Below are 14,563 nucleotides of genomic sequence, written 5' to 3' on the forward strand. Positions count from 1 at the left end.
CGTGACGTGACAGATTGGTTATTAGATATGAACCCTATTTTATTAGCTCTGCTTGCTACTCTTTTTACTTGGGGATGTACAGCGTTTGGTTCATCATTCGTGTTTTCAACAAAGAAAGCTAATCCAAAATTATTTGACAGTATGCTAGCGTTTGCTGGTGGTGTAATGATTGCAGCTAGTTTCTGGTCATTGTTAGCACCTGGTATTGCGATGGCAGAAGAGCAAGGTGTACCACCATATATTCCAGCAACCATTGGCTTTTTATTAGGTGGCATATTTCTAATGATGGTTGATAAATTCCTGCCAATGATAAATGAGGACTTATATTTTAAAGAAATTAAAGATCGTAAGGCAAAACATAGAACGGCAATGTTGGTTTTTTCAATAACATTGCATAATATTCCGGAAGGTTTAGCAATTGGTGTAGCCTTTGGAGTACTAGCAGCAGATTTTCCAACAAGTTCTCTTTCAGGTGCAATAGCATTAGCGATTGGTATAGGTATTCAAAATATTCCTGAAGGTACTGCTGTGTCGATTCCGTTGCGACGTGAGGGGATGTCGAAAAGAAAAAGCTTTTTCTATGGACAAATTTCTGGTATGGTTGAGCCAATATCAGCTGTAATAGGTGCAGTAGCTGTTATTTTTATTGAACCGCTCTTACCGTATGCGCTTAGCTTTGCTGCCGGTGCAATGATCTTTGTAGTAGCTAAAGAAGTAATCCCTGGGTCTCAGGAAAGAGGGCATGTCCAACTGGCAACCATGAGTTTAATGATTGGATTTGTAGTTATGATGATTTTAGATGTAGCCTTAGGATAGGGGTTTATATAATTATTTTCATTATAGCTTTAGGATGTAAAATGACAAAATAATAAAAGAGAGAATTTGAACGTTGGTTGTTTACTATTTTCGCCATATAAAAAAGACTGTCGTAATATTTTACGACAGTCTTTCTATATACTGACTAATTATTTTGCTAATAACCCTGACGTTTATTGCTCGCGACGCATTTCATTTAATTTTTGCTTGCGATATCCACCAGCAATATCTGCTTGTTTAAATTCGTTATTGTATCTTACCTCTTGAGCTGAAGATAGTTCCATCCCAGCCTTTTTTGTAGGTTGATATTGTTGTTTTCTTGCCATTTTGTATACATCCTTTCAAAAAATAAATTAACATTCTATGGCTTTAAAAGTAATTTACCCGTGGATGTTTAGCTTTAAACATAAGAAATAGAATTCATTATCCCATGATATTATATCCGCCATCAACATGAAGTACTTCTCCAGTTACACCACTTGATATAGGACTCAATAACATCATTGTCATATTAGCTACCTCTTCTTGTGTTACGTTACGTTTTAATGGCGCTTTCTCTTTTGCTTCTTGGAGCATACGTTGGAAACTTGGTATACCTTTTGCTGCAAGTGTACGAATTGGTCCTGCTGAAACTGCATTGATGCGAATGTTCGAATGCCCTAAATCTAATGCAAGGTGCTTACATGTCGATTCAAGTGCAGCCTTTGCGACTCCCATTACTTTATATCCATCTAGCACCCGTTCAGCACCTAATGCACTCATCGTAACAATTGCCGCTCCATTAGATAAGTATGGTCTTGCTTCTCGAGAAATTGCAATCAAAGAATAAGCACTAGTGTCTTGGGCAAAGGCATAACCATCTCTTGATGTATCAATAAAATCACCATGTAAATCCTCGCCATGAGCAAAGGCGATAGCGTGTACAATTCCATTAATCTTACCAACTTTTTCACCGATGGAGTTAAATGCGGTTTTAATACTGTCATCCTTGGTAACATCACAAGCTACAACAAGTGTGGCAGTGATTTCATGTTTTGTTAAAAGATCTGTTAATTTGCTTAATGAGCGTTCCTTTCGATAAGTGAAGATTAGCTTTGCTCCTGCATCATTCAACACTTTCGCAACACCCCACGCCAAACTTCGTTCATTTGCTATTCCCATAATTACGATTGTTTTATCCTTAAGTTGTAAAATGTCATTCATACTATACACTGTCCCCTTGTCTTATATTCACGTGTAGTGCCTCTCAATTATTCGAGTTTAAAAATATCTTACATTACCGTAAGAACTGATCAAGTAACGATTTTAGTTCAGTGAACAGTTCATGATACTCTTCTACATCGATGTCATAAACCAGACTTTGATAAATATTTTGATAGTACCATTGTTGACTTTCCCTTCCACGTTTGAATGATTGCCACATTTCTTTTCCGAGTGTACTTTCATTGTCTAAGATAGATTGTAAGTTATCAATTTTATCTGCACAGACGACTAATTTTGCCTCTATAGGGGCTGATTTTACTGTCTCAATTGTATGTTTTTTTCGCTCTTCCCAAGCGGCAGATTTGTCTGGTTCGGAGGCAATTCCAACTAGTTCAGCAACTTTGTGGCCAAATAGAGTTGAGATTTCGTCTAATGTACAATCGGTATCCTCAACAACATCGTGTAATAGCCCCGCTATAACGACGTGGTCCTGAAGCCCGGCAGCTTTCAATCGCATTGCAACCCGATATGGGTGTATAATATAAGGTGTTCCATCTGCTTTTCTTTTTTGTCCATCATGCTTTTTGGCTGCATATGTGATGGCATCCATTATTTTTTTATCCGTCATACGATCACCTCTAGTTTAATTATACGTGTATTCTATTTAGAAAACAAAATGAAGTATGAAGATATCTAAAATTATCATTTTTAGTAATACTTTTTGCTAAAAGATTGTTGTTTATGGCACAATTTATATAAACTCCGCATTAAGAAAACATGCAAATTGATGGATAATTCAGCGAACGCCGGAATAATTCGACGTTCGCCGGATTATCTGTGATTTCGCCGAATTATTGCTGATTTTATCGGATTTAATTATTGCGCTTTTTATATCAAGTCCGAATATTTTAAAGCAACAATATTTAGGAAAAGAGCCTTTAGTAATGACTAACTAGGGAATAAGTTGGGTAGAGATTGACAACTATTGTCTATAAAATAGAAATATATAAGGGGTGTGTGAAAATGAATAGATTTATTTTAATAGTAATGATTGGCATACTGTTTTTACTTGGTGCATGTTCTAATACAGAAAATACCCAGTATGCAGAAGATCATAAAAAGCAGGAAAGACAAATAACTATAGAAAAAGAGTATTTTGAAACTAAGCCTAAAATCACTTCCATTAAACTTGCTGCAATTGGTGACATGTTAATTCATGGGATTGTTTATAATGATGCTAAAACGGAGGCTGGTTTTGACTTCTCGCCAATGCTTGAACAAGTAGCTCCTTATTTATCCGAACCAACGATTGCAATGGCCAATCAAGAGACGATGATTGGTGGAGAAGAGGTCGGTTTATCTACTTATCCAAGGTTTAACAGCCCGTATCAAGTGGGAGATGCATTGGATAAAGCAGGTGTTGACATTGTAACTTTAGCAAACAATCATACACTTGATGTTGGTGAAAAAGCAATTCAAAATGCGTTAAATCATTGGGATCAAATCGGTATGCTTTATACTGGTGCTTATCGTGATCAAAAGGATAGCGAAAGAATCCGTGTAATGGAAACTGAAGCAGGAATCGATGTTTCTTTCTTGGGTTATACGTATGGGACAAATGGTATACCTGTACCAGCCGGAAAAGATTATCTCGTTAACTTAATTAATCATGAAGAAATTGCTGCTGATGTGAAGGCTGCTGAAGAAATTTCTGATATCACTGTCATGAATCTACATTTTGGTGCAGAATATCAGCGAATGCCAAATGATGATCAGAAAGAATTGGTGCAATATGTTGCAGATTTAGGGGTCGATATTATCATGGGACACCACCCTCATGTGTTGCAACCAATGGAATGGATTGAAGGTAAAGGGGGAAATAAAACGTTTGTTGTATATTCCCTGGGAAATTTTTTATCTGGTCAAGACGAATTTTATCGAAGAATAGGTGGGATGGTAGAAGTTACGATTGAAAAGAAAGTAACACGTGATGAAGAAAAGATTCAGATAGTAACACCAAGATTTCTACCAACCTTCGTTGACTATGACGAAAATATTCCGAGAAATGATTTTCAAGTTATTCCAATGTATCAATTAGATGAAACAGTTTTACCTGCTGCCGATAGACACTATCAAGAAATTAAAAAACACATGTCACAATGGATGCCTGAAGTTGAGTTTATCGAATCGGAATAATATCCAATAAGTCATAATAACCCTTATATTAATTAAGTCCGTGTTTTGCTATAATACTAAAAGTATCATGAATTTTTTCTGAAAAGGGGAAGCGTACATGGAGTGGAAAAATATTTATCGTGGCATGATGATGGGTGCTAGTGATGTTGTTCCGGGTGTTAGTGGAGGAACAATTGCTGTTGTTCTTGGTATATATGATCAATTAATCGAAGCGGTCAATGGATTTTTCAGCAAAGAATGGAAAAAAAATCTAGGTTTTTTGATCCCTCTTGGAATTGGTATTTTAACTGCTGTATTCTTGTTAGCGGGTGTGATTGAATATTTATTTGAACACTATCCTGGTCCAACACAATTCACTTTTTTAGGGCTAATAATAGGTGTTCTACCTTATTTGTTACATAAGTCAGAAGCGAAGTATAAATTTAAAGTGAATCATTTCTTCTTGTTATTTGTTGGGATAGCACTTGTGGCATCTATGTTGTTTTTTCGCTCAGATACAACAGCCCCAATAACAGACATAACATTAGCTACTTATGGATTTTTATTTTTAGCAGGTTTTATTGCTAGTGCTGCTATGATCTTACCTGGTATCAGTGGTTCCTTTTTACTGCTTATTATTGGTGTGTATGGAACGGTTATTAATGCAATTAGTGAACTTAAACTTGATATAATAGCTGTTGTTGGACTTGGGATTGCTATGGGGATTTTAGTAATGAGTAAAGTAATTCATTATTTTTTGGAGAATTATACAACAGCCACGTTTGCGGTTATTATTGGTTTAGTTACTGGATCGATCTTTGTTATCTTTCCTGGGTGGCCAACATCTACTAGTGGTGTAATTACAAGTATTATGACATTCGCATTAGGTTTGTTTGTTGCCTTTTTGTTAGGTCGGGTTGAATATAAAGATGTACGAGCATAATTTTTGTGCTAAAAAACAACACGTGATAAATTTATGAGTTGGAAAGGGGTTTTATACATGCAAGCAATTCATACAAAAGAAGAATTTGATAAAATAATTAATTCGGATAAACCTGTAATTGTAAAGTTTTATGCTAATTGGTGCCCAGATTGTAAGCGAATGGATATGTTCATTGGTGATATTCTAGAAGCATACAATGCATATGATTGGTATGAGGTAAATAGTGACGAGATAGAAGGAATAGCACAGGAGAATGAAGTGATGGGAATACCAAGTTTACTAATTTTCCAAGATGGTAAAAAGCTTGCCCATCAGCATAGTGCATTCACGAAATCACCTGAAGAAGTTACTGCCTTTTTAGAAAAAGAATTAGCTTAATATCAAATATCTGATTGTCTAACGGAATGAGGATCTGCATGGGAAGTTTGCGGATCCCATTCCGTATTTTTGATGTATTTATTGTTTGAATTTTAACGATGTATAGTACAATATCTTTAAGTACACATAAGAGCGAGGGATGAAAATGATTAGCAAAGCAACAGAGAAAGACTTAGGAGCTATTATGAAAGTAGTCGATCAAGTTATAGAAGTCATGCATGCTCAAGGGAGCTTTCAATGGGATGAATCGTATCCATTAGTATCAGATTATCAAAAAGATTTGAACAGAGATGAACTATATGTTTATGAAGAATTAGGAGCTATTTTAGGGGCCTGTACTATAAGCAATCGAGGGCATGAGGAGTATCACTTAATTAATTGGAGTGAGCATGATCTTGCGCTTACTTTAAAGCGATTGGCTGTTAGTCCAAACGCAAGAGGAAAAGGTGTTGCCGATCAATTTATTGAATTTGCTGAGGAATTAGCTCATAAGAAAAATATCCCACACCTAAATACCGATACTTTTGCGGAGAATCTATATGCGCAACAACTATTTAAACGTAATGAATTTCGATTTGTCCAAGCAAGAATTGAGGATGAAGGATCAGAGCTTTATTACTTTGAAAAAAACGTAACATGAGAAGAGTTTTGGGAAATTTTTATTTTTCATATTCAGGAAAACGTTAATACATCATTTGTAAAAACAAAAACACCGATTATCATTTCGTTTTGGATTGTGCTATTATTTTTTTGTATCGTTAATAGCATTGTAAATCCAGTGATTAGTTTGGTGATGCTTTTAATAATTATCACACCTCAATCTAACTTTGAACAATTTTTCAATCAAAATGCAATAGAATAGCATGCTCTTTTATATTTTAATATTTTGTAAATAGAGAGGGGAAAACAGATGGATAAACAGAAGGAATTATACAAAAAGAAAAAGGAAGATCCCTCCTTAAAATTATTTGTTGTATTATCAAAGGCATACCGCTCCGTTGCAGATCAAGTAGCTGCCGATATTAGAAAAAAAGGTCTAAATACAACGGATTTTGGTGTACTAGAGTTGTTGTATCATCAAGGAGACCAAACATTACAAAAAATTGGTGACAAAATTTTATTAGCGAGTGGTAGTATTACCTATGTTGTTGATAAATTAGAGAAGAAAGGTTACATTGAACGTGTACCTTCCGAAAGCGATCGACGAATTACTTATGCTTCGATCACTGAAAAGGGAGAAGTATTGTTAAATGATATTTTCCCAGATCATTGGAAACAAATTGAATCTATAACGAATGGGTTAACAGAAGAGGAAAAAGTTCAAGCAGTTCAATTACTGAAAAAACTAGGAACCTATGCAGATCAAATAAAGTGATTTTAATATGTAATTATGATATTAAAACTCGTAAGTATAATGAGTTGACTATCCGTCGATCAAAAACGTTTATCAATGATAGACGTTTTTTTGTTCGTTAAAAAAATTAATAAGTTTAGCAATACATATAATGGGTATCTAATATTATGGGTTACCCCTAACAACATGAATGTCTGTGACGAGAAGCATCACGAAAAATACAAAAGAAAGAAGATGAGCAGAGATGCATGAAGAAAATATTCAGGTATACGTAAGTAATAACTGTACAGAATCTAATAAATTAATTCATTTGTTAGAAGAGTTAGGTGTTAAGCATGAAAGAAAAAATGTTACAGAAAATAAAGATTATATGAGAGAATTACAACAACAAAAAATTTATGCAACACCAGTGGCTATGGTCAATAATAAGAAGGTTTTAGGTTATCAAAAGAGTAGATTAATGGATATTTTACGTCATTATGTATAATTAACGATTTACTGATTTCCGCATACAATAATAGTGAAATTGTTGATAAAGGGGGGTCTAAATGAGAAGAGCACCGCAACAACCGTTTCAACCCTATCAAGGGAATTATTATAATGAACCAGTAAATCCCTATCAAATGGCGCAGCAACAACAAAACACATATCCACCTTTAGCTAACTTACAACCGCCCCAGCAAACACACAACATTCCACCTTATCAATACTTTGCAAAGCCTGCTCAACCATCTGATGGGTATCCTGAATCAACTATGAATGGTTCTTATGGCCAACAAGCAAAAGGTTTTATAAACTATTTTCAAGATAAAGATGGGCAGATTGACCTTGATAAGATGCTAAATACGGTTGGTCAGGTTGCAAATACCTACCAACAAGTCTCGCCGCTTATTAAAGGGATCGGCTCCTTTATGAAAGGAATTAAATAAAGTCCTTGTCTTCATTTCTGACAGGGTTTTTTTGTTTTGATGGATGATATCGTATGTAAATGGGTAAAGTAGGATACAAATTACCATAGAAAGAGGGAGAATTCATGAATGGGTGCTTGTGTATTCATGGTTTTACAGGTGGAGCATATGAAATTGAGCCACTAGCTGATTATTTAAGAAGTCAAACGGATTGGCAAATTGAAGTTCCTACACTACCTGGTCATGGAAAGGATTTAGCTTTGGATGGAGTAGGATTTAATGAATGGATAGAAAAGGCAGAGGAAGCTTTTGCTGATTTAAATGAAAAAGTAGATAACATTTATTTAATTGGCTTTTCAATGGGCGGTATGATTGCTTCCTACCTTGCTGCAAAATATGATGTAGCTAAATTAGTTTTATTATCACCATCCCGTAAGTATCTTAATTTGAAACAGATCACCTTAGACTTAGGACATATCATTAAAGATAAAATTGCCGGTGAATTAGAAGATAACTTTTTGTATCAAAATTACCAACACAAAAGAGGGGCAATCCCTTTTGGTGCATATATTGAATTTCTCAAATGTATGAGATTTACTAAACCCTATTTACAGGAGATAACTTGTCCTGTTTTAGTAGCGCAGGGTATCCAGGATGGTGTAGTTCCGTATACTACAACACATTATTTAGATAAGGAAATTCCAGTAGAAATCGAAGTGATCTACTATTATGATTCAAAACATTTGATTTGCTTAGGTGAAGATAAGGACGTATTAAGTGCAGCGGTTCATACGTTTTTTGGAAAAAAAGAAAAAGCAGTTTCAAATGCTTAAATTGAAGAAGCTGCTTTTTCTTTTAACGTGCTTTTAATCTCGCTTATCTTTAAAGAACGAGATAACAATACCACCTTCTCCAGCATGTGTTGAAATGACTGGACCTATTTCTGATAGAATTGTTTGTTTAAACGAATACTTTTTGTTAATCTCTTCAATTATGTGATTGGCACGATCTATTGCTTGGCAATGAGTTAGTGTAATAACTTTGTCTTCAGCAGAAGAAACATATTCCCCAATTTGTGCAATAAAGCGTCTAATGCTTTTTTTATCTCCTCTAATCTTTTCCATTACTTCTACCCGTCCATTTTTATCAGCATATAACAGTAATTTAATATTTAATGTTTTAGCAATTGCACCCTTCACTTTATCCAATCGACCACCACGTACTAAGTTCTCTACTGTTTTTAATATAAAAAAAGTGGCAGTGTGTTCAACACGGTCATATAAATGTTTAACAAGTTCATCAAAATTGTAACCGTCTTCTATTCTCTTTCCTGCTTCATCTAACAAGAGGATTAATCCAGGAGAAGCTGTTTTTGTATTAATAACTTCAATTTTTCGTTCAGGTTGTTCCTCGAGTAGTAAGTTCATAGCCATAACAGCATTATTATAGGCGCTGCTTATCCCTGCAGATATTCCCATGAAAATTATCGCCTGATCTTTTGGTACTTCTTTAAACAGCTCATAATACACATGTGGACCTGGTGCTGATGAAATCGGAAAATCAGTTGCTTCTCTAATTTTTTTGAAATAAGTAAATGTATCCAACTCATCACTAGCATATTGTTTTTTACCAAAATGAACATAGAGTGGAATTGTTTTAATTTTTAGTTTTTCTTTTAGCTCGATCGGTAAATCTGCGCTACTATCTGTTATAAGTTGTATTTGCATTTTATCACCTAATTTTTTTATTAATAGTATTATTATAGCATCTTTTATACGTATTGAAGATGTGAATAAAACTCTTTTTAACTGGTTAAATACAATTTATTATTCAATGTATAATTTAATGCTGCAAATCAAAAAATAGAATGAACTATTGGGAAATATATTAGAGAATAGTGTGAAGGAGTCAATTTTCTTTCTTGCTCCTTTTCTGCACATTTTGTCAAATCAGTGTGTAATGTTTGAAATCAATATGTATTATAGGTAGAATTAGTGGAGAGAGTATGGTAAGATGTAGTAATCCATTGAGTGCTCGCTAATAAGCCCTTTCCCATAAGTGTGGAAGAAGGCTTTTTTCACGTTAATGATTCATTGATTGAAAGCACCTCTTTCAGCGATAGATGCTAATGAAAAGTACGATTTTCTTAGGGAATGTAAAACATATCCTATAAAATGTATGTATTATAATAAAAGCAGAGTCTGACTTATAAAAAGTTGTTTTCAATAAACATCAGATGCTTAGATGTACGTGGTATTTTATGCCACCTTAATTTTCAAATATAAAAATGATAAACGTCTTAACATACTAAATTTGTTAACGTGTATAAACGTGCTAAATATGAGATCAAAAAAAGAAGGAGTTTGAAAAGAAATTGACAACATTTCAATCACTAGGTATTTCTAGCCCCATTATGAAATCGCTCGAAAAAATGGGCTTTGAGGAAGCAACACCAATTCAAGAACAAACAATTCCATTAGGTTTAGAAGGAAAAGACGTAATCGGACAAGCACAAACAGGGACTGGTAAAACAGCAGCGTTCGGTATTCCGATGATCGAGAAAATTGATCAGAGTCAGAAAAAAATCCAAGGATTAGTTGTAGCGCCAACAAGAGAGCTAGCGATTCAGGTTTCAGAGGAACTTCATCGTTTAGCAAAATTTAAAAGTGTACGTACACTTCCAATCTATGGTGGTCAACAAATGGATCGCCAAATCCGTGGGTTAAAAGATGGTCCACATATCGTTGTAGCAACACCAGGTCGCTTGTTAGATCATATTCGTCGTAAAACAATTAACATTAAAAATGTTCATACAGCAGTATTAGACGAAGCGGATGAAATGCTTAACATGGGTTTCATCGATGATATTCGTGATATCCTAAAAGCAATTCCGGAAGACCGCCAAACACTTTTATTCTCTGCAACAATGCCTAAAGAGATAAGAAATATTGCAGCAACATTGATGAAGAGTCCAGCAGAAGTTAGAGTTAAAACAAAAGAGATGACTGTTTCAAACATTGATCAGTTTTTTGTTGAAGTAAATGAGAGACAAAAATTTGATACATTAACTAACCTTCTTGATATTCATTCACCGGAGTTAGCAATTATCTTTGGAAGAACGAAGAAGAGAGTAGATGAAGTAACAGAAGGACTACAAGCACGTGGATTTAGCTCAGAAGGAATTCACGGTGATTTAACACAAGGAAAGCGTATGTCTGTTTTAAATAAATTTAAAAATGGACGTATTGAAATTTTAGTTGCAACAGATGTAGCTGCCCGTGGTTTAGATATTTCAGGTGTTACACATGTTTATAACTTTGATGTACCTCAAGATCCAGAAAGCTATGTACACCGTATTGGACGTACTGGAAGAGCTGGTAAAGGTGGTCAGGCAATCTCGTTCATCACACCAAGAGAGATACCACATTTACACTTAATTGAAAAAGTTACGAAAAGTAAAATGAAGCGTATGCAAGTACCATCATCTGATGAAGCGCGTCGTGGACAGCAACAATTAACGATGGATAAATTAAATCAAACCATCGAAAATGAGAACACACAAGACTATCGTGAAACAGCAGCAGAATTGTTGGAGCAACATGATTCTGTTACAGTTGTTGCGGCAGCCTTGAAATTAATGACGAAAGAACGTCGTCAAGCCCCTGTAACATTGACATCTGTTCAACCAGTAAGTGTCAAAGGTGGTAAAGACAAAGGCAAGCGTAATAACTATCGTGGTGATAACAAGCGTCACTTCTCTCGTAAAGGAAAGCCAAGTGGAGGGAACCGCAAGTTTCAGAATAAACGAGGTTCAAACAAGTCTAACAACAATAACAAAGGGTAACAAAAAAGCCAGTATGAATTTTTACATTCATACTGGCTTTTTTTAATTAAGCGGTAATTCTAATTCTAACTAGAAAAATCTACTTAAGAAACCTAATATAACAAGTGCTATGATTACTCCCCAAATAATAGAGCTGGTATTTTTGCCAACTGAATACCTTCTTTTTTTCCATCTGTTTGGGTTAAAACCAACATTGTCCTCCCTGGTTGTGCGTTGCTGATTTCTCCAAGGCGAATATGCTCGTACTTTAGTTAAGATAATTGGCCCTAAGGAAAGGCCACCAATAAAGCCGAATAAGTGTGCATAGATATTAATGTTAGGGCGAAGAAAAGTCATGATTAAACCAATAACAGCGATAGTAATCACAATTTGTCTGCTTGAAGGGTCGATTAGATCCCTACGGAAAAAAGCCATGTAGATGTATAATCCAATTAAACCATATATCGCGCCAGATGCTCCAAGATGCCATTGGCTGGATGTCGGTTCAACTAAATAAGTGAAAACATTCCCGGCAATACCAGTAAACAAATAAGTGAAAACAAACTTCCATTTCCCAAGCATTTGCTCTAATGCGGGACCAAATAAAACAAGAGAAAAGGAATTAAATAAAATGTGCATAAAACCATTTGAATTATGGAGAAAAATAGGTGTGATAAATCGCCAATATTCCCCAAAGAATTGAATTCGGGCATTCCAACCAATTCCCCATGCATAGAACCAATCACCTAGTGGACTAGATAAAAAAACGGAAAGCCATACAAATAGCTGAATCCCTATAATAATTGAAACAGTAGGATAAGATTTAATAAAACCCTTAAAGGTTTCTGTTCGAAAAAACATAGTCATACTCCTTTGTGTACGTTTATACATTTGCTTAATGTCTATCATATACCATCTGGATATTAATTCACAATTAATATCTCTGGCTTAAGAAAGTTAAATTCCGTTATACTAAACAATAGATAGTAAAAAAAGGATGGAATAAGATGATACTTGGAATTGGAATAGATATTATTGAGATAGAACGCATTAAACAAATTGTTAATCGTAATGCACGAATTGCAGATAAAATATTAACAGCAAATGAAAAAAAACAATGGTTACAATGTGATAATGAAAAAAGAAAAATAGAATTTTTAGCAGGTAGATTTGCAGCAAAGGAAGCATTCTCTAAAGCAATGGGTACAGGGATTGGAAAATTAGGTTGGCATGATATTGAGGTGCAGACAAACGTACATGGGGCGCCAATTATTCGTTCTGAGTCTACTGTGGATAATGTATTTGTATCGATATCACATAGTGATCTATACGTAGTTTCTCAAGTTATAATTGAGCAATCACGTAAAGAGTAGAATAAGGCTAGTCTGCATAATTAGGAAGGTTGTCTCATATAGTTTAGTGCGGGTAGGAGGGAATTAAATGAATATCGTTACCGCAAAAGAAATGTACGAAATCGATCGGATTGCAATGGAGGAAAAAGGGTTACATGGGATTGTTTTGATGGAAAGCGCAGGACGTGCTATTGCGGAAAAAGTTAAAACATATGCAAGTAAACAAGATCTGATCTTGGTGCTTGTTGGAAGTGGTAGTAATGGTGGCGATGGATTTGTCGTTGCGCGTACATTATCAAATCAGGGGTACCAGGTGGAAGTAGTTCAGTTAGTTGCAGATGACAAGATTAAAGGGGATGCGCTTTATCATAAAAAAGTGTACGAACAATATGGCGATCGCATTAAGCCTTTCACTGCACCTTCTGTATTCACTGACATTTCAAAAGCAAGTATTATTGTAGACGCAATGTTAGGGATTGGTGTTAAAGGTCGGTTGCGTCCTCCGTTTAAAGAAGTCGTTCATGCAGTGAACCATGCACCTGGATTGATAATTGCAGTAGATATTCCTAGTGGCGTCCCAGCAGAAAGAAACTCTGACTTTGATGTAGCGATTAAAGCAGATTATACGTATGTGGTAGAAATGCCTAAGTTAAGTACCTTTATTCCAGCCTATCGACAATTCTATGGTGAGTGGAGCATTGTATCAATTGGGTTGCCATTAGACGCTACTCCACAAGGATTAATAAGACGTACGTGGGAAGCGGACGATGTACAAACCACATTACCCAAAAGAGAGCGCTCTGCACACAAGGGGAGTCATGGAAGAGGGCTGATAATCGGTGGTAGTAGTCTAATGCCTGGATCAATCACCATGACAGCAAAAGCAGCTTTACGATCTGGAGTAGGGTTACTGACTGTAGGTACAGTTAGTAGTGTTGTCCCTTCCATTGCTGCACAGTGTTCTGAAACAACGTTTATGCGTTTAGCTGACGAAGATGGCTGGATAACAAATGACCAAGAAATAGATATAGATAGCTATGATGCAATTGCCATTGGAATAGGGATGGGGAGAGGCACTGATACAAGTGATTATACAAAGAAATTATTACGTCAGGCAGAGCTACCAGTTATTGTAGATGCCGATGGTCTCTATCATCTAAAGGGTGATCTAGGTATGTTACAAAAACGTACTTCACCTACAATCTTAACACCGCATCCTGGCGAGATGGCAATGTTATTAGAATGTTCAATAGCTACTATATTAGAAAATCCATTCGATGTAGCAAGAGAATTCGCTGAAAAATATCAGGTGTATCTCGTACTTAAAGGTGCAAACACGATTGTGACAGATCCTAGTGGCAATCAATGGGTAAATACAACCGGTAATCCGGGGCTTGCTAAAGGTGGAAGTGGTGATGTCTTATCTGGCATAATTCTAGCTATGGTGTTGCAACCACAATCTATAAGCGTAGCATTAGCAAACAGTTGTTATTTTCTTGGAAAGTCAGCTGACCTGCTTGTGGAAGAACGTCACTCTACCTATGACTTAATTGCGACCGACGTTATTGAAGGTATATCCTCCGTATTTCGTACATTTGATTGAAGTGGTGC

The 14,563-nt window shown here is 35.6% G+C and carries 17 protein-coding genes; 12 read left to right on the forward strand and 5 right to left on the reverse strand.

The features are described from left to right. Window positions 1-6: 6 nt before the first annotated feature. Window positions 7-816, forward strand: a complete 810-nt coding sequence (locus D2K40_RS09635) for a ZIP family metal transporter (RefSeq protein WP_117155410.1) — start codon at window positions 7-9, stop codon at window positions 814-816. 173 nt (window positions 817-989) lie between these two features. On the opposite strand, the gene D2K40_RS09640 is transcribed toward D2K40_RS09635, so the two are convergent. The 3 genes from D2K40_RS09640 to D2K40_RS09650 form a co-directional block, all read right to left on the reverse strand. Further along, the gene (locus tag D2K40_RS09640; RefSeq protein ID WP_117155412.1) at window positions 990-1,142 is read right to left on the reverse strand and encodes a YfhE family protein; all 153 of its coding nucleotides are present in this window, start codon (window positions 1,140-1,142) and stop codon (window positions 990-992) included. Window positions 1,143-1,239: 97 nt separating this feature from the next. Then, on the reverse strand, window positions 1,240-2,019 hold the full coding sequence (locus tag D2K40_RS09645; protein WP_117155414.1) for an enoyl-ACP reductase FabI: 780 nt from the start codon (window positions 2,017-2,019) through the stop codon (window positions 1,240-1,242). A gap of 73 nt (window positions 2,020-2,092) precedes the next feature. Then, window positions 2,093-2,647, reverse strand: coding sequence for an HD domain-containing protein (locus D2K40_RS09650; RefSeq protein ID WP_117155416.1), 555 nt, complete (start codon window positions 2,645-2,647; stop codon window positions 2,093-2,095). Window positions 2,648-3,042: 395 nt separating this feature from the next. On the opposite strand from D2K40_RS09650, the gene D2K40_RS09655 reads away from it, so the two are divergent. The 8 genes from D2K40_RS09655 to D2K40_RS09690 all read left to right on the forward strand — a co-directional run bounded on the left by D2K40_RS09655 (window position 3,043) and on the right by D2K40_RS09690 (window position 8,610). Further along, window positions 3,043-4,215 carry a CapA family protein gene (locus D2K40_RS09655; RefSeq protein WP_117155419.1) on the forward strand — a complete coding sequence of 391 codons (1,173 nt, stop codon included), beginning with the start codon at window positions 3,043-3,045 and terminating at the stop codon, window positions 4,213-4,215. 97 nt (window positions 4,216-4,312) lie between these two features. Next, on the forward strand, window positions 4,313-5,137 hold the full coding sequence (locus D2K40_RS09660) for a DUF368 domain-containing protein (protein ID WP_117155421.1): 825 nt from the start codon (window positions 4,313-4,315) through the stop codon (window positions 5,135-5,137). A 57-nt stretch (window positions 5,138-5,194) separates the two neighbouring features. After that, window positions 5,195-5,515 carry a thioredoxin family protein gene (locus D2K40_RS09665; protein ID WP_117155423.1) on the forward strand — a complete coding sequence of 107 codons (321 nt, stop codon included), beginning with the start codon at window positions 5,195-5,197 and terminating at the stop codon, window positions 5,513-5,515. Window positions 5,516-5,660: 145 nt separating this feature from the next. After that, window positions 5,661-6,155, forward strand: a complete 495-nt coding sequence (locus D2K40_RS09670) for a GNAT family N-acetyltransferase (RefSeq protein ID WP_117155425.1) — start codon at window positions 5,661-5,663, stop codon at window positions 6,153-6,155. Window positions 6,156-6,425: 270 nt separating this feature from the next. Continuing rightward, on the forward strand, window positions 6,426-6,890 hold the full coding sequence (locus D2K40_RS09675; protein WP_117155427.1) for a MarR family winged helix-turn-helix transcriptional regulator: 465 nt from the start codon (window positions 6,426-6,428) through the stop codon (window positions 6,888-6,890). 223 nt (window positions 6,891-7,113) lie between these two features. Continuing rightward, window positions 7,114-7,356 (forward strand): glutaredoxin domain-containing protein, encoded by a 243-nt coding sequence (locus tag D2K40_RS09680; protein WP_117155429.1) that lies wholly within the window; start codon window positions 7,114-7,116, stop codon window positions 7,354-7,356. Window positions 7,357-7,417: 61 nt separating this feature from the next. Next, a complete protein-coding gene (locus D2K40_RS09685; RefSeq protein ID WP_117155431.1) occupies window positions 7,418-7,798 on the forward strand; it encodes a YppG family protein in 381 nt (126 codons plus the stop codon). Between the two features lie 104 nt (window positions 7,799-7,902). Next, window positions 7,903-8,610 (forward strand): alpha/beta hydrolase, encoded by a 708-nt coding sequence (locus D2K40_RS09690; RefSeq protein WP_117155433.1) that lies wholly within the window; start codon window positions 7,903-7,905, stop codon window positions 8,608-8,610. A 33-nt stretch (window positions 8,611-8,643) separates the two neighbouring features. Here the strand turns inward: D2K40_RS09690 and D2K40_RS09695 are convergent, their stop codons facing one another. Further along, window positions 8,644-9,504 (reverse strand): DegV family protein, encoded by an 861-nt coding sequence (locus tag D2K40_RS09695; RefSeq protein WP_117155435.1) that lies wholly within the window; start codon window positions 9,502-9,504, stop codon window positions 8,644-8,646. 647 nt (window positions 9,505-10,151) lie between these two features. On the opposite strand from D2K40_RS09695, the gene cshA reads away from it, so the two are divergent. Further along, window positions 10,152-11,621: a degradosome RNA helicase CshA gene (gene cshA, locus D2K40_RS09700; protein ID WP_117155437.1), complete on the forward strand. Its 1,470-nt coding sequence runs from the start codon at window positions 10,152-10,154 to the stop codon at window positions 11,619-11,621. A 69-nt stretch (window positions 11,622-11,690) separates the two neighbouring features. Here cshA and D2K40_RS09705 read toward each other — a convergent pair whose 3' ends face one another. Continuing rightward, on the reverse strand, window positions 11,691-12,461 hold the full coding sequence (locus D2K40_RS09705) for a rhomboid family intramembrane serine protease (RefSeq protein WP_117155439.1): 771 nt from the start codon (window positions 12,459-12,461) through the stop codon (window positions 11,691-11,693). A gap of 146 nt (window positions 12,462-12,607) precedes the next feature. On the opposite strand from D2K40_RS09705, the gene acpS reads away from it, so the two are divergent. Together acpS and D2K40_RS09715 are read left to right on the forward strand one after the other, a co-directional pair. Further along, window positions 12,608-12,973 (forward strand): holo-ACP synthase, encoded by a 366-nt coding sequence (acpS, locus tag D2K40_RS09710; RefSeq protein WP_117155441.1) that lies wholly within the window; start codon window positions 12,608-12,610, stop codon window positions 12,971-12,973. Window positions 12,974-13,040: 67 nt separating this feature from the next. After that, window positions 13,041-14,555 (forward strand): NAD(P)H-hydrate dehydratase, encoded by a 1,515-nt coding sequence (locus tag D2K40_RS09715; protein WP_117155443.1) that lies wholly within the window; start codon window positions 13,041-13,043, stop codon window positions 14,553-14,555. Window positions 14,556-14,563 lie beyond the last annotated feature (8 nt).

The sequence above is a fragment of the Paraliobacillus quinghaiensis genome (assembly GCF_003426025.1).
Classification (GTDB): Bacteria; Bacillota; Bacilli; order Bacillales; family Amphibacillaceae; genus Paraliobacillus_A; species Paraliobacillus_A quinghaiensis.

What these genes read in the sequence shown, in the direction of transcription:
- D2K40_RS09680 (WP_117155429.1), top strand. Translation starts at nt 7,114, where the DNA reads ATGCATGAAGAAAATATTCAGGTATACGTAAGTAATAACTGTACAGAA.
- D2K40_RS09650 (WP_117155416.1), bottom strand. Translation starts at nt 2,647, where the DNA reads ATGACGGATAAAAAAATAATGGATGCCATCACATATGCAGCCAAAAAG.
- D2K40_RS09690 (WP_117155433.1), top strand. Translation starts at nt 7,903, where the DNA reads ATGAATGGGTGCTTGTGTATTCATGGTTTTACAGGTGGAGCATATGAA.
- D2K40_RS09645 (WP_117155414.1), bottom strand. Translation starts at nt 2,019, where the DNA reads ATGAATGACATTTTACAACTTAAGGATAAAACAATCGTAATTATGGGA.
- acpS (WP_117155441.1), top strand. Translation starts at nt 12,608, where the DNA reads ATGATACTTGGAATTGGAATAGATATTATTGAGATAGAACGCATTAAA.
- D2K40_RS09705 (WP_117155439.1), bottom strand. Translation starts at nt 12,461, where the DNA reads ATGTTTTTTCGAACAGAAACCTTTAAGGGTTTTATTAAATCTTATCCT.
- D2K40_RS09675 (WP_117155427.1), top strand. Translation starts at nt 6,426, where the DNA reads ATGGATAAACAGAAGGAATTATACAAAAAGAAAAAGGAAGATCCCTCC.
- D2K40_RS09640 (WP_117155412.1), bottom strand. Translation starts at nt 1,142, where the DNA reads ATGGCAAGAAAACAACAATATCAACCTACAAAAAAGGCTGGGATGGAA.
- D2K40_RS09685 (WP_117155431.1), top strand. Translation starts at nt 7,418, where the DNA reads ATGAGAAGAGCACCGCAACAACCGTTTCAACCCTATCAAGGGAATTAT.
- D2K40_RS09695 (WP_117155435.1), bottom strand. Translation starts at nt 9,504, where the DNA reads ATGCAAATACAACTTATAACAGATAGTAGCGCAGATTTACCGATCGAG.
- D2K40_RS09665 (WP_117155423.1), top strand. Translation starts at nt 5,195, where the DNA reads ATGCAAGCAATTCATACAAAAGAAGAATTTGATAAAATAATTAATTCG.
- D2K40_RS09655 (WP_117155419.1), top strand. Translation starts at nt 3,043, where the DNA reads ATGAATAGATTTATTTTAATAGTAATGATTGGCATACTGTTTTTACTT.
- D2K40_RS09670 (WP_117155425.1), top strand. Translation starts at nt 5,661, where the DNA reads ATGATTAGCAAAGCAACAGAGAAAGACTTAGGAGCTATTATGAAAGTA.
- D2K40_RS09715 (WP_117155443.1), top strand. Translation starts at nt 13,041, where the DNA reads ATGAATATCGTTACCGCAAAAGAAATGTACGAAATCGATCGGATTGCA.
- D2K40_RS09660 (WP_117155421.1), top strand. Translation starts at nt 4,313, where the DNA reads ATGGAGTGGAAAAATATTTATCGTGGCATGATGATGGGTGCTAGTGAT.